We start from the raw sequence: 20,822 nt of genomic DNA, 5'->3' as shown, positions 1-20,822 counted from the left end.
AATAAAAAAAGCCTTCTTTAAGAAGAAGACTTTGTGGTTTCGGTCCTTCTTCTTATCTTTCAAGTTGATCGACAACTTGCTGGAGTTAGCACCTTTCTGGGTATACCAGTGGTTGCTGAGGCTTCACAGGGCCAGTCCCTCTGCCTCTCTTGATAAGAAATTCAATTGTGTTTTTATTTAATGTTGCTGACTACTCTACACTACTCAGAATGTTTTGACAATATGTCAGAAGAATTTTTTTGTATAATTTTGAAAATGGTAAAAAAGCCTCCTCGTTATGAGCAGACTTTTGCTGAATCAGGGTTTTTGACACCAGCTTCAATATAAGTGCGTACGAGCTGCCATTTCCCATCTTGATTTTGAAAGGTATTGAAGAACAGGTTGGACGTTTCCAAAAGTTCACCATCGAGTCTTATCGATACCCAGAATGAGGCAAGCCATTCATTTTGATTCAATGGAATGATCGTGTTATCGGTATAGATCCAATCCATGTCCTTGTCGGCAAAATAATCAAAAGCCTGGCGCCACCCCTCAATGGAATCATTATAATGGTAATCAACAATTTCACCACTACGGATTTCCCTTGCTTTCAATTCTTTAGAGATTGTCTCCTTTAAGAAGTCCAAATCCTGCCGACGTGCTTTTTCTTTGAATTTTTTAAAGAACTCTTCAAATGTCATATGTGGAATCCCCCTTATTTGAATTAACATTCAATAAGGAAGTGGGGATGCCTTCCAATCAATGACAAATTCCTAAATTGAATGCGACAGTTTTCAACTGGATAGCTATGGTTCCAAGCCAGAAAATGTGGGTAGTGAATGCGATACTGTACCACATTCTCCTTTTAGTTATACGGTTCCTTTGTTTGAACATGTAGGTAATTAAAGGAACTGTAAGCAAAGAGAAGAAAGTAGTCAAACCGAGCATTCCTTGGTAATCTCTCATCCAAATAAATTCATTGAAGAGCGGAACGATGATAGTAGGAGTATAGATGACAGAAAGGAAGTAGGAGCCCATTGCCCAGGAGACGATCATAAAAATAAGACTTAGGAATAGGGGGAAGGATTTCATAAGATGTTCTCCTCGTTTAACATTATTCCGATAAGTTCACTCGGGTTAATGTTATCCTACGTTTGAAAACCGAAAATGTCAATCTTATCCGTACTGTTTTAGGTGTGCTTTTTTCTTTTTCAAATACACGTCATCTTCACGGGCTTTTATCCATTTCTCTTCAAAAATGCACGCGGATTCAGCTTTTTCTTCATTGATGTCCCGCTTCCTGATTTCACCGTGATCATCGTATTTTTTTCCGCCTTTATAGTTGGCATACCTGCGCGCACGTGTGTACCCCATTTGCAAAAATTTCCGCGCCATGTCCATGCCGACGAAATCATTTTCTTCTTTATACCCTAGAAACATTTGATGAATTTTCTCAGAGGACTCCTTTGCGATTTCAGGTGTTTTGAATCTCCAATGGGGGAGGATCTCACTTTTATAGGGTTCCACAAGTAAAACACCTTGTTCTCCTCTGCCGACTCGGTATTTTTCCGGATTTATCCGAAAGTCGGTATTTTCAAAATCGATATCGTAATTAAAAGGCATATTCCGTTCACCTTCCATCCGTGTTCTCAAGACCAAACATATTCAGTTCCAAGTCCTGTGAAAGTTTTTTGATTAAAGCACCGCCTGCTGTGCTATTGCCTTTTTCATCAATAGCCGGTGCTACTATGCCGACACCCATATTTCCTGGGATTGTACCGATGATGCTTCCAGAAACTCCGCTTTTACAAGGGAAACCCGCTTCGACCGCATAATGACCGGAAGAGTTGTACATGCCAGAAGACATCATGATCGCTTTGACTGTACGCAGATGGTGTGCGGGAATTAACCGTTCATCACTTTCCGGATTGTAACCCCCCTTAGCGAGGAATAGGCCGACACGGGCGAAATCCTCACAGCGCATCATGACGGAATTCATCCGGTAGTAAAGGTCGAGAGCTTCTTCTACATTAGTAACTAACGTTCCGGTACTTTGCATGAAATAGGCAAGGGAACGGTTTCGCGCACCATTTGCTTTTTCCGATTTATAAACTTCTTCACTTATTTCCAACTGATCGTGATTCGTGATTTTCCGAAGAAAGTTCATATATCGCTCAAATCGTGTCTCAACGTCTTTTCCTTTGATGAGCGCCGCCACTGCAATTGCTCCCGCATTGATCATCGGATTGAATGGTTTGCTCGTATCGTAGGATTCAAGTTGGCTGATGGAGTTGAAAAAGTCGCCCATCGGCTCCATTCCAACTGTTTGAAACACCCGGTCTTTTCCAAAGTCTTGCAAGGCGAGCATCAACCCGATGATTTTCGAAGTGCTCTGCATCGGGACATACTGTTTTGTATCCCCAGCAGCATAGCATTCGCCATTTGTCGTAATGATAGAGACGCCTAGATGATCTTTTATGGTTTCATCGTATTCGGGGATATTCATGTTGACGTTCCCGTTAGCGGCATAGGGCCTGCTGTCTTCAATGGCTTCCTCCAGGTATTCATTAGTCAATTCCTGCATTGTTTCTCTCCTTTATTTTGGTCTGGAATATCTTGGCGTAAAATCACTTTAAAGGTTTACTTGAATACCTCGCAGTGGCAAGCCACTTGCTTATTGTCCTGTATGAATAGGTAGTAGTATGTACCCTTTTGGAAGGTACGTGTAACTTTCATAACAAAAGCAGCAAACCTCTTCTGGGTTTGCTGCTTTGGGGGAACTATAACATTCCATTCATCCCGTGAAGAAAAACCACTTCAAGGTATGAATGTTCTTAAGCTTGTCGAGGCTGCCCAAGGCGCTTCCACATTTGAATCATTCTTGTTTCAAGTAACGGCGGTCTTTCAGGAAGAGTCGCCAGAAAAGGATGAATGCAGGAATCAAAATTCCAAATCCTGCTCCATAGACGATCAACATTTGATAGAAAATGTCCGGGCTTGTAAATCCGTCTTCCACCGTCAAATCAGGATAGATTAAATATGGAAGGTGAGCCGATCCGTAAGCATAGATAGCGACAGCATATTGAAGAATGATGCAGATGACTGCCATCCGCGCCTGTCCCCGCTGCCTGTCCTTTTTTTTGATAAACAGAAAAGCATAGCCGATCAAAAAGAACAAAAGCGAGAAACCGAACAACAGCCAATTTTCTTGGATGTTTTCAACAACCCATGAGGCTTCTGAAGGGAATGTTCCAATTGTCAACATTGCCACGGCTATACTCACTGGCCCCAGCCAAATGGCATGTTTTCGAAACGTGTGATATGCGCTCCAATCATCTGCTTCTTTTGCATAATCCATCAAAAAAACGGCTGAAATGAACAGCTCTGTTGAGAGTCCGAATGCGATGTGCATATACAGGGTGGGATGTGTGAGAAGCTCCACGTATTGTAAGCGCGGGTACTCGTTTTCAAAGCTGACGAAACCTCCAAGGGTAATAGGTAAAATACTGACGAGTAAGGCGGGGATGATCAAACCAGTGCATCCTGAAGTGATCCTCAATGTATCTTTATATTTATCAGCATGGTGCTGGAAGACCATGAATGTTGTCCGAACCGTCAGTAAAAGTAGGACAAGGGCGACCGGCACTAAGAGGATGCTGCCTAACAACGTCGTTGCAAAGGGGAAAAACATGACTACGGATACCACGAAAATAACAAGGAAAACGTTCGTCACTTCCCATGTCGGGGAGAGAAATCGGTTAGCGATTTGCGAAGCACCTGTCTCGTTGTTTTTGCCATAAATCATTCCCCAAAACCCTGCCCCGAAATCCAGGGAGCCCAGAATCGCGTACACGAAAAGTAAACTCCATAATATGGTGATGGCTAAAGTAGATGCTTCCATAGACGTCTGTCCTTTCTCAGTTGGTCTGGGAACTCAAATCATTGCTCACGGGGTTCCGTTTGAAGTAGTACTTCATGACAAATCCGGTGACAAATAATAGCGTAATATAAAGAGTCATGAACAAATAGAAGAGGAAGCCCACACTATTTGATTTAGTGGCGGCATCTTCTGTACGCAGTACGTCGTTGATTGTCCAGGGCTGTCGTCCGATACAGCTGAAACACCAGCCGGCTTCAATCGCGATCATTGCAAGTGGACCACTGACGACAAGGGTAGCGAGTAACCAGTTCGGCAGCTCTTTTTTTAAGATAAGCTTCCAAAACAGGGCTGTAAATGCCACGAGAATCAGTACAGAACCGATGCCGACCATCACATTGAAAAGGATGTGTATATAAAGGGGAGGCCATAGTTCTTCTGGATATTCATTCAAACCGATCACTTCTGTATCAAACCGGTCACCCGCTAAAAAACTCAATCCAGAGGGGACCTCGACAGCGTATTTGACCCGCCGATCCTCAAGGGAGGTATATCCGCCTATGGAAAGAGGAGCGTAGCGGGTCGTTTCGAACAGTCCTTCAGCAGCTGCTAATTTACGAGGGTTATATTCGTGCAGCATCTGGGCCGTTTCATGACCATTGATCGCTGTCGCCAAAGACATCAATGCACCGAAATATAAAGCGATCGTGAGCGCTTTTTTATGATAATTACGCTCTGCTATGGAGATTCTTCTTTTCATTAGCCTTAGCGCCGCTATGGAAGCAACCAAAAATGCTACTGTCATATAGGCGGAAAGAGTCACATGGACAGCTGTGACCCCGAAGCTTGGGTTGAAGAAAGCCGCCCACGTATTGACGTCCGTCACTTCCCCGTCAGGAGTGATTGAGAAGCCGGCAGGGGTGTTCATCCAAGCGTGAACGTCTGTGATAAGGATGGCCGAAGCGGTCGCTCCCAGCGCTACAGAAATGATGCTGATCAAACGCAGGGTGGGTGGAAGGCGATCGGCAGCATACAGATAGATGGACATGAAGACCGCTTCGATAAGGAAGGCAAAGATCTCCATTTGAAAAGGCAGGGCAATGACTTGACCGACAATCTCCATGAAATCCGGAAATAAAAGGGAGATCATCACACCGACAATGGTTCCTGATGCAATAGACACAGCTAGCAAAATAGCAAAACCTTTCGTCCATCGTTTCGCCATCAAAGCGTAATCTGAATCTTTTTTAATCATGTGCATGACTTCTGCTATGATGATCATGACAGGTAACCCGACACCGATAGTAGCATAAATGATATGGAAGCCGAGAGAAGTTCCAAACAGGGCGCGGGCCATAACAACGATATCCATGGATTTCCACCTCACTAGCAAATTCAATACCTAGCTTATTTTTCCTATGTGAAGTGGGATTATACTTGATCAGGAATCTTTTTGGGCGAGGACCATCCATTCGTCAATCGAGAAACTTTCAATACAGTCTTCCTTTTCGGTGATAGAGAAGTATGTCTTGAACGTATTTGGTGCTTGGCGCATAAGGATTTCCACTGCCTGATGCTCCTCTGTGGCAGAAAGAATCCGCGTCACCCATTCTCTGAAAGGGAGCCGTTTTTTTCTAGAAAGTTGTTTATTTATCGTAAGGTTATGTTTCTCTAAATAGTTTTGCCATTCTGAAATTTTCAAAGCTCTCACATGACTGGGGTCACGTCTTTTCTCAAACGTATTGTAAAAATTATCGAGTTGTTCGTCTTCTGGTGCTACATTATCAATCATCAAAAACCGTCCACCTGGTTTAAGAACACGATGCGTTTCTTCTATGAATTTGGATGGAGAAGGGAAGTGGTGGGGAGCAATCCGACATGTAACTACATCAAAACTTTCATCAAGAAACGGCAACTCTTCCGCATCTGCGACGACATAATAGATGTTATGCTGCTCTTTCAGGTGACGGGCGGTGTTTTGCAGCATGTCTTTAGTGAGATCTGTTGCAAATACCGTCTCGACAAATCGACTAAGAGTTTTGGCTACATGCCCGCCGCCAGTTGCGATATCAAGAGCTTGCCATTTGTTTTCTGGTTCAAGCCATTCAGTGATCAAGTCTAGGTCTGATTGACTCTTATGTGTTGAGCTTTGTACATAAGATTCTTTACTTTTAGAAAAAGCTTCTTTCACGACACGCTTTATATCTTCTGACATATGATCGCCTGCTTTCTATATATTGAATTACTATTATTGTAAGCATAAAAAGCGATAAGGGATAATACCATATTTTAATCAAAAGTGATTCGAAGAGTGAATTGGATATTTATCATGTATAGGACGACAGAAAATGGGCGAGGATGAAGTCAGGAATGCTTTGACATACAACAAATTACATTGTACGATATGGAGAAGATACGTATAGTTTCATTGACGAGAAGAGTATGCTTTAATTCTGTCTATAGAGAGTCGCTGGTTGGTGAAAAGCGATGACAGCTTATTGCTGAAGATCATCTCTGAGAAGTTCTGCTGAAATGATTAGAGTAGGGAGAACCGGTTGGCGGCCGTTATCCGTTTTATGAACCAAGTGTCGTGCTTTTATCGCACGGAATATGGGTGGTACCGCGGAATGACATCCGTCCCTGAATTTTTCAGGGGCGGATTTTTTTATTTATGTGGCATTGAAATGCACTTGCTTGATTCGACAAGCGTAAAAGCATAATGGAAGTGTGTTTCTTACTGGAATGCATATGTCCCAACGGTTGTACAAAGCCAATATAAAAATATAAAAGGGTAAGAGGTGGAAGTAATGCGTAGTGTGAATACTAAAGAAGCGGCTTTAGACCGCGAAAACCGTGTCAAAGATTACTGGAATTCAGAAGACGTATTCAAGCGCTCGATGGATGAGCGCGAAGGGAAAGAGACTTTTGTTTTTTATGAAGGTCCTCCGACAGCCAACGGCCTCCCACACGCAGGTCATGTCCTCGGGCGTGTAATCAAGGACTTTGTTGGACGTTACAAGACGATGCAAGGCTACCAGGTACTTCGTAAGGGTGGCTGGGATACCCATGGTCTGCCTGTAGAGCTTGAAGTAGAGAAGCAGCTTGGCATCTCCGGAAAGCAGCAAATTGAAGAGTATGGTGTAGAAAAGTTCATCGAAAAGTGTAAGGAAAGTGTTTTTAATTACGAAAAAGAGTGGCGAGAATTCACAGAATCCATCGGTTATTGGCTCGACATGGATGATCCATATGTCACGTTGCAAAATCGTTACATCGAAAGTGTTTGGTACATCTTAAGTGACCTTCATAAGCGGGATCTTCTGTCTAAGGGACACCGCGTCACTCCTTATTGCCCGAGCTGTCAGACGACATTGAGTTCCCACGAAGTGGCTCAGGGATATGAGGACGTAAAGGATCTATCTGCAACGGCGAAGTTCAAAGTGAAAGGGACTGAGAACGAATTTTTCCTTGGCTGGACGACAACTCCCTGGACTTTGCCGGCAAATGTCACATTAGCGGTGCACGCTGATCTTGATTACATCAAGGCGAAGAAAGACGGCGAAGTGTTTATCGTCGCTGAAGCCTTGGCTGAGAAGAACCTTGGTGAAGAATATGAAGTCATTTCCAAACATAAAGGGAGCGAATTCAAAGATGTAGAGTACGTCGCACCGTTCCCATTCGTGAAGCCTGAGCGCGGTCACTTCGTTGTCGAAGCAGATTTCGTCAATGCTGATAGTGGTACAGGTGTCGTCCACATTGCACCTGCTTATGGTGAAGATGACTATAACTTAGTGAAAGAGTACAACCTGTCCTTCTTCAATGTCGTTGATGGTCAAGGTCGATACACAGAGGACATCCCGCCATTTGAAGGACGTTTCGTCAAAGATTGTGACGTGGACATCGTGAAATATTTGGCTAATGAAGGCCTTCTTTTCCATAAAGAGAAATATGAGCATAGCTACCCGCACTGCTGGCGTTGTGACTCACCATTGCTTTACTACGCAATCGAGAGCTGGTTCATCAAGACAACTCAACTGAAGGATCAGTTCCTTGAGAACAATCAGCAAGTTGATTGGCATCCAAGCCACATCAAGGACGGTCGCTTCGGTAACTTCCTTGAAAACATGGTGGATTGGAATATTGGACGTAACCGTTTCTGGGGCACACCGCTCCCAATTTGGATCTGTAATTCTTGTGATCACCAATATGCGCCTCATAGTCAGGCAGACCTTCAAGAAAAAGCTATTGGTGATGTCGGGGATGTCGAATTGCACAAGCCATATGTGGACCGTGTACAGCTGCAGTGTGAGAAGTGTGAAGGCACAATGGACCGTGTGCCAGAAGTCATCGACGTCTGGTTCGATAGTGGTTCCATGCCTTTCGCACAACAGCACTATCCTTTTGAAAACAAAGATCAGTTTGAAAAACAATTCCCAGCAGATGTGATTTGTGAAGGAATCGACCAGACACGCGGTTGGTTCTACAGCCTGCTTGCTGTGTCTACGCTGTTTACTGGAAAAGCTCCTTATAAACGTGTCCTATCAACCGGCCACATCCTTGATGAGGAAGGCCGCAAGATGTCCAAGAGTAAAGGGAACGCCCTGAACCCGACAGATCTTGTAAGTAAATTCGGTGCAGATGCTTTCCGTTGGGCATTACTTGCTGATAGTGCCCCTTGGAACAACAAACGCTTCTCTGAACGGGTCGTTGTGGAAGCTAAATCCAAAGTCATCGATACACTTGTCAACACACATGGCTTCTATACCCTTTATGCCAACATCGATGGTTATAAGTTTGATAAGAATGAGACAGGTGAAAAGACGCTGCTTGATCGCTGGGTCCTTTCCCGCCTCAACAGTGTAACCATAGTCGTGGGTGAAGCCTTGGATGATTACGACTTCACAAAAGCAGCAAAAGCTTTAGAGAAATATGTGGATGAAGTAAGTAACTGGTATATCCGCCGCTCTCGTGACCGTTTCTGGGAAGAGGGCATGACAGAGTCTAAGAAAGCAGCCTACCATACCCTTCATGAAGTATTGGTACAGCTTAGTCAGTTGATGGCGCCATACACGCCGTTCCTGGCTGAAGACATCTATCAGAATCTGACAGGTGAAAGTGTCCACTTGGCTTACTTCCCGAAAGTTGATGAGGGTGTAGTCAATGCTCAGCTTGAAAAAGATATGGATGCTGTCCTGCAAGTGGTTGAACTTGCTCGTGGCGTCCGTAACACAGAAGCCATCAAGACGAAACAACCGCTTTCTGAGCTCGTCGTCATCCCGGTAAACCCAGAACAAGGAAAAGCGTTAGAAGAGTACAGCAGTATCATTCGTGATGAAATCAACGTTAAGGAAGTGGTCGTTAAGCAATCTTCCGATGATCTTGTTCGTTACGAAGTGAAACTGAACTTCCGAGCGGCTGGTCCTGTGCTTGGTAAGAACGTAGGGACCGTAAAAGGCTATCTTGAAAAGCTTTCTGATGAACAAGCGGCTCAAGTCGTTCAAGATGAAAAAGTCGTTGTACCTACAGGGGATGGAGAGGTCGAAGTGACGATGGACCTTTTAAATGTTGAACGTGTAGCTGATTCAGGATTATCTATGGGATCGAACCAGGACTTCCATGTTATCCTTGATACGACAATTACAGAAGAACTGCGACTAGAAGGGCTGGCACGTGAAGTGATCCGCGTCATCCAGGATGAACGTAAAAAACAAGACCTTCCGATTGATCTTCGTGTCGATATCGCTCTTGGTGGAGATACAGACATAAAAGAAGCAATCAAACAAAATGAAGGACTGATCCGAGAAAATGTTCTTGTGAAAGAGCTTACGGTCGGTGAAAAAGAAGCAATGAAAGAGTACACGGTCGGTGAAAACCAACTGAAGCTTGCTCTTAAGAAATAAAGAAAGGAGGCCTGAGCAGAAGATGCTCAGGCCTTTTTTGTGGTGTTGGAGTTTATAACATGCACGTCTGTGGTTATCTTGTGATGGATAAATAGCTTACAACTGCCCTTTATTGTAGCAAAATAAAACCGCTTTAAATGTTTGCTCAATCTTATCAAGACTGAAAGGCTGCACCCGCTTTTTTCTACTTTAAGAATCCTCTAATTTTGCTTCCTTAAAGGCAGTTAACGTTCCTACAAAACCAAGTAAAGTAGTGTATTCTGTGCCATCCTCTCCCTGGCAGCCGCTTACGTAAACCATCGGTTCTCTTTTTATTAGATACCTGCACGTAAAAGTACCTTCTGGAGACTGCTTGTAACCCCCATAGTTATTTTCAAAAGTGACTTCCTCGCCATCGAAACTAATGTTATTTTTGTAATGATCCCCATTAGGGGTGAAAATCGAAATATCGACGGAAGCTTCTTTTCCCTGCTCTACTTTTTCTACTAAAGAGTTGATTTGTTGGATATTTTCAACATCCAATGCGCCCTTGGCGATTTGATCGAAGTTTTCACTTTGGTGCTGTACTATGACATCACCATTTTCTTTAGCATCTTCCACTGTGTACGGCTTTTCAGATTCAGCTTCTGTGCATGCCGAGAGTACCAGGGCAATTAAAGATATCAGATAAATGATTTTTTTCATCCCATCCTCCTAACTATCAATCAAAAGTACTTATCCGTGATGGTTCTCCTCTTGCACCTCCCTAAAATGTTCTTTCCCTTTTAATAAAACCTAAATTTTGGATGATGTCCAGAGGAGGGGATGCATTAATTTCGTCGAATTCATTAACAAAGTAAATTTGTGAGGAGGTATTTTTTATGTTCAAGAAATTAGCTAGTGATGCTTTGGGGCTGAGTGATATTGGGAAAATTATAAATAAAGAAGACTTTGATAAGACTCAGTCCGATGATTTCGTGTTAACCGAAGATGGTGAAGAAATCCATTTCCTGATCAAATCTAAAAGTGATGAATATTGCTTCACGAACAGAGCTCTTGTTCATATTGATGGGGATAAGGCTTCTAGTAGTAAGCGCAACATCTATCGTTATGATTATTACAAACATCCGATTGGTGACGTCTCTGTTGAAACAGCAGGGACAATTGATTTGGATCTTGAGATTAATTTTAATTTGGGCAATAAAAGTATGAATATTGATATAGCGAAGGATGAAGGAGAAGCCATTGCGGATTTGTACAAATCACTTGTAGCTATTTCCCAAATTCAAGAGGAAAACTTGCAGCACTCGGAGTATGCTAAAGATAGTATAGGTACAGCACGAGAACTAATTCGCGATAACCGCTTCCATGATAACGATATTTCTAAGGAGTTCGATGAAGTCGTCAACTTTGCTTACGATTGGTTTGCGAAGAAGCACAGAGAGCATGTAAGAAAAGATTTTCAGGATATTTTCGAAAAGTATATTCATAACTGATAAAGGTTTCCGTTACTAAGGATGGACCTTCTTGCGTTAGTGAGGGAGAACAGTGCTGGAGGGTGGTCGCCATCCACCCCATAAGGTGCAGGTTAACACTCAAGCGATTTCGGGAAAACCATATCGCTAGGGTTGTAGGGGAAGGGGAAGGCTCCAGCGGAAAGAGAAGTATGTTGTCGGAGCGCTTATGCTTTATTGCTTCATAAAGAAAACCCGAACGATTTTTTCGTTCGGGTTTTCTAGTGGAAAAATTCTTTTATCCCAGTCTTTTTCTATCAGTGTACATTCTCTTTTAACTCGTAAAGGGGCACTTTTTGTACGATATTCGGTTGATCCACCGGGTGAATGCGGGCCATTTCATTTCTTTCGATGACCTCTTCAATATAAACTTCTCTGTCCTGATGCATGACGTTGATCATTTCTGGAGAGTTGAAAATTTCTGTGGCGCGTTCTTTGTTCATCTCTTCAAGACCTCCTTTGTTCTGTGAATATAATTTTCTCAAAAATGGTGATTTGTATTCATGTAAGGTGTCCAGGAGAAGACTGATGACATCTGACTGCTTTTCTAGCGGATAATGAACTTCAACTTGTTTCTGATACCAGTTAAAAAATGCTCTGTGGTCATCTCATGCTGGTAAAGGAACATGATGAATTCAAAAGCAAGTGAGCTGTAGATGATTTCGGCCGCTTCATTAGAATCAAAATCATGTGTTAATTTCTTTTCTTCTTTTAAATGATTCAGTAATTCAATCAGCTCGTCAACAAGCATAAAATCAAGACCTATGAAATGTTTCATACGTTCTTGGTCGGACTGGAAAGATGTGAGAGCAATCCCCATCATGTCACGGAACATGCTTTTTCTTAAATGGAGGTACTTTTTAATTCTTCTATATAAAAATAAATACACGATTTCATCAGCACAGCGAGTTTGGTCCTCTTCTGTCAGGTGGTAATCCAAGTTGTCGATTCGATCGATGAACTCCTCTGTGAAAACATCGATTAACAAGTCTGCTTTTGAATCAAAATAATTGAACAGGGTCCCGTGCCCGATGTTCGCCTGCTCTGCAATTTCGGAGGTTGTGGTTTGTTCGAATCCTTTTTGATTAAAAATCCTTTTGGCTACGGCAATTATTGTTTCTCTTGTTTTTTGCTTTTTCTTTATCCGATCCATTACAATCAGCTCCTATTAAAAGTGAGTACACTCATTTATGAGTGTACTCACTTTTGGATCTTTTGAAAAGGGGTTATGCTCGATCCAACATCCGTTCCAGCGCTTGTTTGGCATCATGAGCCATGCCAGCATCCACCTTGATTAAATTTGTGGGTTCGCCTGCAGCCAATGATTCCAATGACCAGGCTAAGTGTTGCAGGTCGATCCTGTTCATGGTCAAGCATGGGCACATGCTTGGATTCAAGGAAATGATGTGTTGATCCGGGTTTTCGTGGATGATCCGGTTGACGAGATTCATTTCTGTCCCTACTGCCCAAGAGCTGCCGGCGGGGGCTTGATCTATAGCAGAAATGATAGCGTTCGTCGACCCGGCCACATCCGCAAGCTCCACGACTTCCCGGCTGCATTCTGGGTGGACGATTATTTTCATATCAGGGTAGTCCGCACGTACCTGTTGTACATTTCTCACAGTGAAATTTTCATGGACAGAGCAATGTCCTTTCCATAGAATCACCTTCACATCCTCAATAGACCCCTCGTGAATCAGTTCTTCCATAATAGGGTCCCATACTGCCATTTGGTCTAATGGAATGCCTAAATCATAAGCTGTGTTCCTTCCCAGGTGCTGGTCTGGCAAAAAGAGGATTCTCTGCTTTTGAGAAAATGCCCATTGAATCATTTTGGCGGCATTGGAGGACGTTACAGTGGCACCGCCGTTTCTTCCGACAAATGCTTTGATTGCTGCAGTCGAGTTGACGTATGTAAGGGGGAGGATGGTGTCATCAAAAATATCCAATAGCTGTTGCCATGCCTTTTCTGTCTGAGTGATGTTCGCCATATCCGCCATGGAACAACCAGCTCGCATATCAGGCAAGTAAACATGCTGATCCTCTGTTGATAAAATATCAGCGGTTTCCGCCATGAAATGGACTCCGCAGAAAACAATCGCTTCCGCTTCATGCTGGGAAGCTGAAAGTTGTGCCAGTTTTAAAGAATCTCCGCGCGCATCGGCGAATTGGATCACCTCGTCTTTTTGATAGTGATGACCAGGAAGGAAGAGCTTTCGCCCCATAGATTTTTTGACTTTGTTAATACGTTCTTCCAGTTCGTCTGCATTCATCTTCTGGTAACGTGCAGGTAAGGTTGGATGCTTCTTTTCTAATGTTTCAAAAAGGTTCATTGTATTTCCTCCTTTAAAAGTTTCACATTTGCACTAATATCAAGAGATCGGGCGGAGTGAGTCAAGAAACCAAGGGAGATGTAATCAAGGTCCAGTCCTTGATATTGCTGCAAAGTATCGAGTGTGATTCCTCCAGATGCCTCTGTTGTGATGAAGGGCGGGACAATTCTTAAATAGTTTTTAATCTGTTCCGGGGTGCAATTATCGAACATAATGCAGTCGACACCTGCTTCTACCGCTTCGGCCACCTGGATTTCCCTTTCTGTTTCAACTTCTATTTTCACCATATGACCTACATGGTCTTTCACTTGAGCGACGGCATCTTGAATCGAACCAAAAAATTCAATGTGGTTATCCTTCAACATGACTGCATCGGAAAGGCCGTTCCGGTGATTGAAGCCGCCGCCGGTTCTGACGGCATATTTTTCAAACAAGCGAAGGCCGGGTGTTGTTTTTCTAGTGTCACAAATCCGGGTATGATGACTATTTAAACAAGTCACAGCCTTCTGGGTCAGGGTGGCGATCCCGCTTAATCGTTGGATTAAATTCAATATAACTCTTTCCCCTTTAAGAAGTGCAGCCACTGGCCCCTCTATTGTTGCTATCGGATCACCGGGTAAGAGGGGATTGCCGTCCTCTTTATGCAGATGAATCCGGATACTTGGATCGATCATCGAGTAACCTTCTTCAATAATGCTCTCCCCGCAAAAAACCCCGGATGCTTTACAAGTGAAAACGACTCTCCCAATTTGTGTGGTTGGGAATAAAAAATCACTACTCAAGTCTAGGTCTCCAATATCTTCAATGAAAAAAGCTTCCATCCTACGTCTAAGTTTCAACCGGTTCATTCGTTTTCCTCCTTTCATATGTTTTTTTCTGAATGATTTGCTTACTTTGCCATAAAGGAAGTTCTTCAGGAAAATCTTCGCGGTAATGACCACCGCGGCTCTCTTCGCGCTCCAAAGCAGATTTTGTAATTAACCAGCCTGTTTTCATCATAAACAGAACTTTGATTTGTTCGTTAGTGAGCAAAGTGAAGTCAAGATGGTTACAGCTGATGAGATTATAGGATTCTAGCCACTGCAAGTGTTTTTCAAGTGCGCTTTTTTTTCTTGCGATTCCTACGTTAGTCATCATCCTTTTTTGGAGTTCTTCCACAGGCGGGAGGGAGACAGCTGACGGAGATGTTTTCTTCATGTCTTTTTTGAAAGGTGGTCGGGGCAGTCCTGATTGACTATTCAAGTGTTCAGCTAATCTTCTTCCAAATACAAGACCTTCTAACAAAGAATTACTTGCTAGGCGGTTGGCACCGTGAACACCGTTGCAAGCGACTTCTCCAATTGCATATAGCCCTTTCAGTGTGGTTCTGCCGAGAGAGTCTGTTTTTACTCCTCCCATTGAAAAATGACAGCCGGGAGTTACCGGAATCATTCCCCGTGTTAAATCAATCCTGTTCCATTCACACATTTTGGTAATTGAAGGGAACTTATCTGAGAAGTTTTCAATTCCCCTTATATTTAAATAGATTTCATGTCCTTTTTGTCGATGATGGAAAATCGTTTGCGCGACAATGTGTCTTGGAGCTAAGTCTTTAAATGGATGGACCCCTTCCATAATCGCTTTTTCTAGTTCATCAACAAGTACAGCTCCTTCTCCACGAACAGCTTCCGATATTAATCCTTTACATTCTTGATTGATATAGGCAAGGGTAGGATGAAATTGAATGAATTCCATGTCTGCAACCTCTGCGCCAGCATAGTAGGCGAGTGTGATTCCATCACCTGTGGCTGTATCAGCGTTCGACGTATGTGAATAAAGGTTGCCGCAACCCCCCGTAGATAAAATGATATGCGGGGCAAGAAAACGGTTCATTTCCCCATCACTCGATCTACTTTCCACTCCAAAACAGCAACCATTTTCAGCCATAAGAATTTTATAGACAAATTGGTACTCCAAAACTTTTACATTGGGCGGGAGGCTCTTACTTAAGCAGTCCATCACTATTTTTCCTGTCTGGTCTCCACCTCCATGAACGATTCTGTGCTGGGAGTGGGCTCCTTCTACACCGAGTGCAAGGTTTCCGTCAGCATCAAGATCAAATTCACAACCGCTTTTCATTAAATCGAGGATGGTTTGGGGTGCTTCTTGGGTAAGCTGGAAAGTTGCTGTACTGTGGTTCATTTCCCTGCCAGCTTCCATCGTATCGATAAAATGGAAAATAGGGTGGTCACAATCTTTCCATGCTGCTGCGATTCCCCCTTGAGCCAAAACTGAATTGCCATGGTTCATGAAGGATTTTGTGAGAATGATCACATTTAAATCCCTGCTTAATTTTCGGGCAAGTTGTAAGGCGGCCACACCACTTCCTACAATGATGACATCTGAATTGTTCATGTCAGACCTCCGTTATATACACATGTATTGACACCTATATTTACATACTATTAAGCTTATGACAAGCGTTTTTTGTGAAAAACGAGAGGGGATGTCTGAGTGATGTATTTTGATTATGCGGCGACTTGTCCGATTGATGATGAAGCGTTGGAAGCCTATGTACAAGCATCTAAAGAATACTATGCAAATTCGCACAGTCTCCATGATGAAGGCACTAAAGCAGAGAAGTTATTAGAGCATTGCAGGACAGAATTGGCAACGGCTCTGGGAGTGGAAATGAAAGGGGTCTATTTTACGAGCGGGGGCACGGAAAGCAATGAAATTGCCCTTTACGCTTTAGTAAAAGCTGGAGAGGGACGCCATCTGGTTATTTCTGAAGCCGAACATTCTTCGGTTTATAATGTGGCATCTAAACTTCAATCTGAGGGTTATGATGTGAGCTGGGTGCCTGTGTCGTCGAAAGGTGAAGTGGATATGGCGAGACTGCAGGAGGAGATCAGAAAGGACACAGTACTTGTCTCTGTTCAGCATGTGAACTCCGATATCGGTACCATTCAGCCGCTTAGGGAAATTTCCCAGCTTTGTCGAAAGGAGAATGTCTTGTTTCATAGTGATTGTGTCCAATCTTTCGGAAAGTTGGATATTAAAGAAGTGAGTCCATTTGTGGATAGTCTCTCTATTTCCAGCCACAAGGTATACGGACCAAAAGGAGTGGGCGCTGTATACATACGTCCTGATTTAACCTTTGCTCCAAGAATTCCAGGAGGCTCACACGAGGGAGGAGTCCGCGCCGGTACTGTCAACGTACCGGGCATAGCTGCTTTTATTGTGGCAGCAGGGAAAATGGTTCAGAGATTGCAGGAAAATCAACAGCGGGTTCTCCTATTAAAAGAAAATTTTTTCCGGAGGATCGAGTTGAGTAGGAATGGTTGGTCACTTGTCGGTGCTTCCAAAGTAAACACCATACCCATCATCGGCTTGTGTGTTCATGATTTTGAAGGGCAGTGGCTCATGCTAGAAGGCAATCGGAAAGGGTATCGTTTTTCTACAGGAAGTGCTTGTCAATCCCGTAGTGAAGGGACATCTGCGACTCTGCATGCGATGGGGATAACAAAAGAGCAAGCTCGTACGTTTATTCGTATTTCCTTCAGTCATGATCAACAGGAAGCTGATATACTGAAATTTTCAGGATGGTTGTCTAATATGATAGCTGAAAGAAGCACCTGAATTCTAGTATGCTACACCTTGCCAAATTGCGTTGAGACAGATATAATGATAATGATTTTCATTATCGGATTTTGAAGAGTTTGTAATTTTATTTTTTATTAGGAGGATTCTTGCATGGCTAAGCTAATGACGGAGCAGGTAGGTATTTCATATGGTGACCACCATGTCGTTCAAGGTTTGGATTTAGACATTCCCGAAAACCAAATCACAACAATCATTGGTCCGAACGGGTGTGGGAAGTCCACGATCTTGAAAGCTTTAGCGAGAATTCATTCCGTACAAACAGGAAGCGTCTACTTAGACGGGAAGGCAATAAAAAAAGAATCAACTAAAGAAATCGCTAAGAAAATGGGGGTACTACCCCAAACACCAAAAGCTCCAAGCGGCTTAACGGTTTCTGAACTTGTTTCTTACGGACGTTTCCCACACCAGAAAGGTTTTGGAAAACTGAACGATCACGATTGTGATACGATTCAATGGGCCATGGAGATTACAGGAATCGAGGAGTTTGCTGATCGCTCGATTGACTCCTTATCAGGTGGGCAGAGACAGCGTGTTTGGATTGCGATGGCTCTAGCGCAGGAAACAGAATTATTAATCCTGGATGAGCCGACAACTTACCTTGATCTGGCACACCAATTAGAAGTTCTGAAATTATTAGAACAGTTAAACCGGCAAGAAGGACGTACGATTGTCATGGTCATTCATGATTTAAATCATGCAGCCCGGTTTGCTGATTATATTATTGCGTTGAAAGATGGAAACGTCATCAAGGAAGGGGCTCCTGATCAAGTCATACAAGCAGAGGTTTTGAAAGAAGTGTTTCAAATTGACGCTGAAGTTGTACAGGATCCAAGGACGAAACGGCCTGTCTGCTTAACATATGATTTACTCGGTGCGGTTCCTGAAGTTTGTCAAAAAGCTATATTATAATGTTAAACCTGGGACTAGGACCAGGTTTTTTTCATGTTCAGGGAATTATAAAACAGTTTTTGGAGAAATAAGCTCCTTTAAAGGTTTGCATAAGCATGCCGGACGTACCCGCGAATAGTTTGTCCGATCGTCTCATAGAATGATGGATGAGAAGGGGGAGGGCAATGGGGTTATTAAATGAGTTCAAACAATTCACTATCCGTGGTAATGCTGTCGATATGGGAGTGGGGATGGTGTTAGGGGCTGCGTTCAGTGGGTTCATTGATTCTCTTGTCACAGATATTCTCTTACCTCCCGTAGGTGTGCTGTACATGAAAATGAATTTCGAAAATATGTTTTTCAGTTTGGACGGGACAGTCTACCCGTCTTTGTCCGCTGCGAAAGAGGCTGGAGCAGCTACGATTAATTATGGGTTGTTTGTTACCGCCTCCGTCAGGTTCATGATTATTCTTTTCGCTGTGTTTATCGTCGTGCGTCAAATTAACAGGTGGAAAAAGCCGCACCAGCATCCTTTACAATCAATGACAAAAAAAGAATGCCCTTATTGCTGCATGCCGATTCCAACTCAAGCGGTCATTTGTCCGAATTGTTCATCTTCACTTAGAATGGATAAAGAATCACGAACCGTCTCTGGTCCAAAGTGGCGAATCAAGTGAAGAATGTTTTTTAAGTCACAAATAAACCATGACAAAGCTTAGAGAATTCATTCTGAGCGGGATTTGAAATATATTTGTTATCTTTGACTACTATTGTTGCCTTACATAAAGGTTATTATTGATCATTGGCTGTGGAGAAACCTTAAGATTCCGCCCCAGTTTTCGCTGATTTCTGTTCCTCCGTATTATTTTCTTCCTCACCTCTACTTCCATCACAACCCGCAAAAGTGAAAACTACCGCATTCTAAAAAGGGAGCATCCATTTTCCACTAATTACATCTTCTGGTGTTGAAACTTGAGGCTTTCGACATCGTATAGGAGCGAGGAGGTGATTTTGTTGAAGGGATATATCACTTTCATAATTACTTTCTTAGTGACTTATGGAGTACTGGAACTTGTGAGCGGGCTGCTCTTGACACTTTCCTATACTGCTGGTTCCTCCACTTACCCCACAGACCCCTCTTTATTCGCTCAAGAGGCCATGCCTATCGTTTTAATGGTTATCTCAGCAAGTGTCGCGTATTTCGTATCAAAAAATTTTGTTAAACATTGATTTCCCAACTTCCAATTAATTCAAATCCATTTTTATTAAAGAGTGTAGTTGAAACCACCTGATTTGGACATTCTACCTATATGAATGCAAATGAGGTGTAAGTATGGAAAACAAAGTCAGTCGTTGGTGTTTAGTCAGCATGGCTTCCATCCCTCTCGTCATGACGCTTGGGAATTCTATGTTGATTCCGGTTTTACCTATTTTTGAAAAGAAAGTAGGTATCTCATCATTCCAGTCAAGCACGATCATTACGAGTTATTCTTTGGCAGCCATATTCTTAATTCCTGTTGCCGGGTATCTTTCGGACCGGTACGGACGTAAGGTTGTTATCTTACCAAGTTTGGTATTGGCTTTGATAGGTGGAATCATCGCTGGGTTTGCCTCTTGGAAGGTGGATGACCCTTTCTTCTGGATTATTATCGGGCGTGTTTTACAGGGAGTCGGAGCCGCCGGTGCTACACCAATCATATTACCGTTGGTCGGAGATCTTTATAAGGATGATGATGAAAAGACAAGTTCCTGTCTTGGCATTATCGAAACTTCCAATACATTCGGAAAAGTGCTGAGTCCGATTTTAGGTTCTTTATTTGCGGCCTTTTTATGGTTTTTACCGTTTTTCTCTATTTCTTTTTTCAGTTTGATTTCAATTGTCTTGGTTTTCTTCTTCATAAAAGTACCTAAAGGGAAGCAGGAGAAGCCTCAACCTTTGAAACAATTCGTAAAGAAAACGAAGGAAATTTTTCACAAAGAAGGACAATGGTTGTATCCTGTATTTCTTCTCGGTGTATATGCCATGTTGATTTTGTTTGCAGTCCTATTCTTTATGTCTGATGTGCTGGAGAAAGGACACGGTATTGATGGAGTGAAAAAAGGCTTTGTGTTGGCGATTCCTTTGTTCACCCTGTGTGTCGCCTCTTTCATCACAGGGAAGAAGATCAAAGGAGAGACAGCTGTCATGAAAAAAGTGATTACCACCGCTTTAATAATGATAGCTGGTAGTGTGGTTTTTGTAGGCTATGTAAGTGAAAAGTTAATAATGTTACTGATCGTTACGAGTATTATTGGAACAGCGATTGGGGCAATGCTGCCTACGCTCGATGCTCTCATTACAGAGGGGATTGAAAAAGAGGAGCGAGGAACAATCACATCCTTCTACAGCTCTTCGCGCTTTATAGGAGTAGCAGCAGGGCCTCCTTTAATGTCTTTACTTATGAAAGACCACCTGAACATCAGTTACATTGTAGGGGGAGTGTTCGGTGTCATTCTCCTATTGCTTGTGCTTAAACTCATCAAAACAGAAAAAAGCGGTCAAAAGATGCAAACGGAATAACAAACATACTAAGATTAGTGGGTAATGTCATCGACGGGTGACGTTACCCACTATTTCTTTTTTAAGATATAGTGAGAGGTGAAAGGAAGCCCGACCACAGCCTCAGGGATCGCGAATCCGTATAAAAAACCGGGCTTCTTCACTTTCATT

20 protein-coding genes, 1 riboswitch and 1 other annotated feature are annotated in these 20,822 nt (G+C 42.9%); of the genes, 7 read left to right on the top strand and 13 right to left on the bottom strand.

Annotated features, from left to right (window positions below; all coding sequences use genetic code 11):
* Positions 1-49 precede the first annotated feature (49 nt).
* Positions 50-159: riboswitch (SAM riboswitch) on the bottom strand.
* A gap of 116 nt (positions 160-275) precedes the next feature.
* The 7 genes from ACTWPX_RS19025 to ACTWPX_RS18995 all read right to left on the bottom strand — a co-directional run bounded on the left by ACTWPX_RS19025 (position 276) and on the right by ACTWPX_RS18995 (position 6,071).
* A complete protein-coding gene (locus ACTWPX_RS19025) occupies positions 276-680 on the bottom strand; it encodes a flavoprotein (protein WP_443121078.1) in 405 nt (134 codons plus the stop codon).
* 58 nt (positions 681-738) lie between these two features.
* Complete coding sequence (locus ACTWPX_RS19020; RefSeq protein ID WP_443121077.1) at positions 739-1,071, bottom strand: hypothetical protein; 333 nt, start codon at positions 1,069-1,071, stop codon at positions 739-741.
* An 84-nt stretch (positions 1,072-1,155) separates the two neighbouring features.
* Positions 1,156-1,602, bottom strand: a complete 447-nt coding sequence (locus ACTWPX_RS19015) for a DUF4385 domain-containing protein (protein WP_443121076.1) — start codon at positions 1,600-1,602, stop codon at positions 1,156-1,158.
* 7 nt (positions 1,603-1,609) lie between these two features.
* Complete coding sequence (glsA, locus tag ACTWPX_RS19010) at positions 1,610-2,563, bottom strand: glutaminase A (protein ID WP_443121075.1); 954 nt, start codon at positions 2,561-2,563, stop codon at positions 1,610-1,612.
* Positions 2,564-2,854: 291 nt separating this feature from the next.
* On the bottom strand, positions 2,855-3,880 hold the full coding sequence (locus ACTWPX_RS19005) for a cytochrome d ubiquinol oxidase subunit II (protein WP_443121074.1): 1,026 nt from the start codon (positions 3,878-3,880) through the stop codon (positions 2,855-2,857).
* A 16-nt stretch (positions 3,881-3,896) separates the two neighbouring features.
* A complete protein-coding gene (locus ACTWPX_RS19000) occupies positions 3,897-5,228 on the bottom strand; it encodes a cytochrome ubiquinol oxidase subunit I (RefSeq protein ID WP_443121073.1) in 1,332 nt (443 codons plus the stop codon).
* A gap of 69 nt (positions 5,229-5,297) precedes the next feature.
* Positions 5,298-6,071, bottom strand: a complete 774-nt coding sequence (locus ACTWPX_RS18995) for a class I SAM-dependent methyltransferase (RefSeq protein WP_443121072.1) — start codon at positions 6,069-6,071, stop codon at positions 5,298-5,300.
* Between the two features lie 204 nt (positions 6,072-6,275).
* Positions 6,276-6,501: a binding site (T-box leader), on the top strand.
* A gap of 162 nt (positions 6,502-6,663) precedes the next feature.
* Between ACTWPX_RS18995 and ileS the strand changes: the two genes are divergently transcribed.
* Positions 6,664-9,753, top strand: coding sequence for an isoleucine--tRNA ligase (gene ileS / locus ACTWPX_RS18990; protein WP_443121071.1), 3,090 nt, complete (start codon positions 6,664-6,666; stop codon positions 9,751-9,753).
* 189 nt (positions 9,754-9,942) lie between these two features.
* Here ileS and ACTWPX_RS18985 read toward each other — a convergent pair whose 3' ends face one another.
* A complete protein-coding gene (locus ACTWPX_RS18985; RefSeq protein WP_443121070.1) occupies positions 9,943-10,437 on the bottom strand; it encodes a hypothetical protein in 495 nt (164 codons plus the stop codon).
* 176 nt (positions 10,438-10,613) lie between these two features.
* Here ACTWPX_RS18985 and ACTWPX_RS18980 point away from each other — a divergent pair, with 176 nt between their 5' ends.
* Positions 10,614-11,228: a PH domain-containing protein gene (locus ACTWPX_RS18980; protein ID WP_443121069.1), complete on the top strand. Its 615-nt coding sequence runs from the start codon at positions 10,614-10,616 to the stop codon at positions 11,226-11,228.
* Positions 11,229-11,503: 275 nt separating this feature from the next.
* Here ACTWPX_RS18980 and ACTWPX_RS18975 read toward each other — a convergent pair whose 3' ends face one another.
* From ACTWPX_RS18975 to nadB, 5 genes are all read right to left on the bottom strand, one after another.
* The gene (locus ACTWPX_RS18975) at positions 11,504-11,689 is read right to left on the bottom strand and encodes an H-type small acid-soluble spore protein (RefSeq protein WP_128524846.1); all 186 of its coding nucleotides are present in this window, start codon (positions 11,687-11,689) and stop codon (positions 11,504-11,506) included.
* A 104-nt stretch (positions 11,690-11,793) separates the two neighbouring features.
* Positions 11,794-12,399 carry a TetR/AcrR family transcriptional regulator gene (locus ACTWPX_RS18970; RefSeq protein ID WP_443121068.1) on the bottom strand — a complete coding sequence of 202 codons (606 nt, stop codon included), beginning with the start codon at positions 12,397-12,399 and terminating at the stop codon, positions 11,794-11,796.
* Between the two features lie 73 nt (positions 12,400-12,472).
* The gene (nadA, locus tag ACTWPX_RS18965; RefSeq protein ID WP_443121067.1) at positions 12,473-13,579 is read right to left on the bottom strand and encodes a quinolinate synthase NadA; all 1,107 of its coding nucleotides are present in this window, start codon (positions 13,577-13,579) and stop codon (positions 12,473-12,475) included.
* Positions 13,576-14,427: a carboxylating nicotinate-nucleotide diphosphorylase gene (nadC, locus tag ACTWPX_RS18960; RefSeq protein WP_443121066.1), complete on the bottom strand. Its 852-nt coding sequence runs from the start codon at positions 14,425-14,427 to the stop codon at positions 13,576-13,578. The genes nadA and nadC overlap by 4 nt, the downstream gene beginning before the upstream one ends.
* On the bottom strand, positions 14,408-15,973 hold the full coding sequence (gene nadB / locus ACTWPX_RS18955) for an L-aspartate oxidase (protein ID WP_443121065.1): 1,566 nt from the start codon (positions 15,971-15,973) through the stop codon (positions 14,408-14,410). Before nadB ends, nadC begins: the two co-directional genes overlap by 20 nt.
* Positions 15,974-16,075: 102 nt before the next feature.
* On the opposite strand from nadB, the gene ACTWPX_RS18950 reads away from it, so the two are divergent.
* The 5 genes from ACTWPX_RS18950 (at position 16,076) to ACTWPX_RS18930 (ending at position 20,672) form a co-directional block, all read left to right on the top strand.
* A complete protein-coding gene (locus tag ACTWPX_RS18950) occupies positions 16,076-17,200 on the top strand; it encodes an IscS subfamily cysteine desulfurase (RefSeq protein ID WP_443121143.1) in 1,125 nt (374 codons plus the stop codon).
* 114 nt (positions 17,201-17,314) lie between these two features.
* Positions 17,315-18,133, top strand: coding sequence for an ABC transporter ATP-binding protein (locus ACTWPX_RS18945; RefSeq protein ID WP_443121064.1), 819 nt, complete (start codon positions 17,315-17,317; stop codon positions 18,131-18,133).
* A gap of 164 nt (positions 18,134-18,297) precedes the next feature.
* The gene (mscL, locus tag ACTWPX_RS18940; protein ID WP_443121063.1) at positions 18,298-18,789 is read left to right on the top strand and encodes a large conductance mechanosensitive channel protein MscL; all 492 of its coding nucleotides are present in this window, start codon (positions 18,298-18,300) and stop codon (positions 18,787-18,789) included.
* Positions 18,790-19,126: 337 nt separating this feature from the next.
* Positions 19,127-19,342 carry a hypothetical protein gene (locus ACTWPX_RS18935; protein WP_443121062.1) on the top strand — a complete coding sequence of 72 codons (216 nt, stop codon included), beginning with the start codon at positions 19,127-19,129 and terminating at the stop codon, positions 19,340-19,342.
* Positions 19,343-19,445: 103 nt separating this feature from the next.
* Positions 19,446-20,672 carry an MFS transporter gene (locus tag ACTWPX_RS18930; protein WP_443121061.1) on the top strand — a complete coding sequence of 409 codons (1,227 nt, stop codon included), beginning with the start codon at positions 19,446-19,448 and terminating at the stop codon, positions 20,670-20,672.
* Positions 20,673-20,822 lie beyond the last annotated feature (150 nt).

This window comes from Halobacillus sp. H74, from assembly GCF_052246715.1.
GTDB lineage: Bacteria > Bacillota > Bacilli > Bacillales > Halobacillaceae > Halobacillus > Halobacillus litoralis_A.
This window is presented reverse-complemented; position numbering and strand designations above follow the sequence as displayed.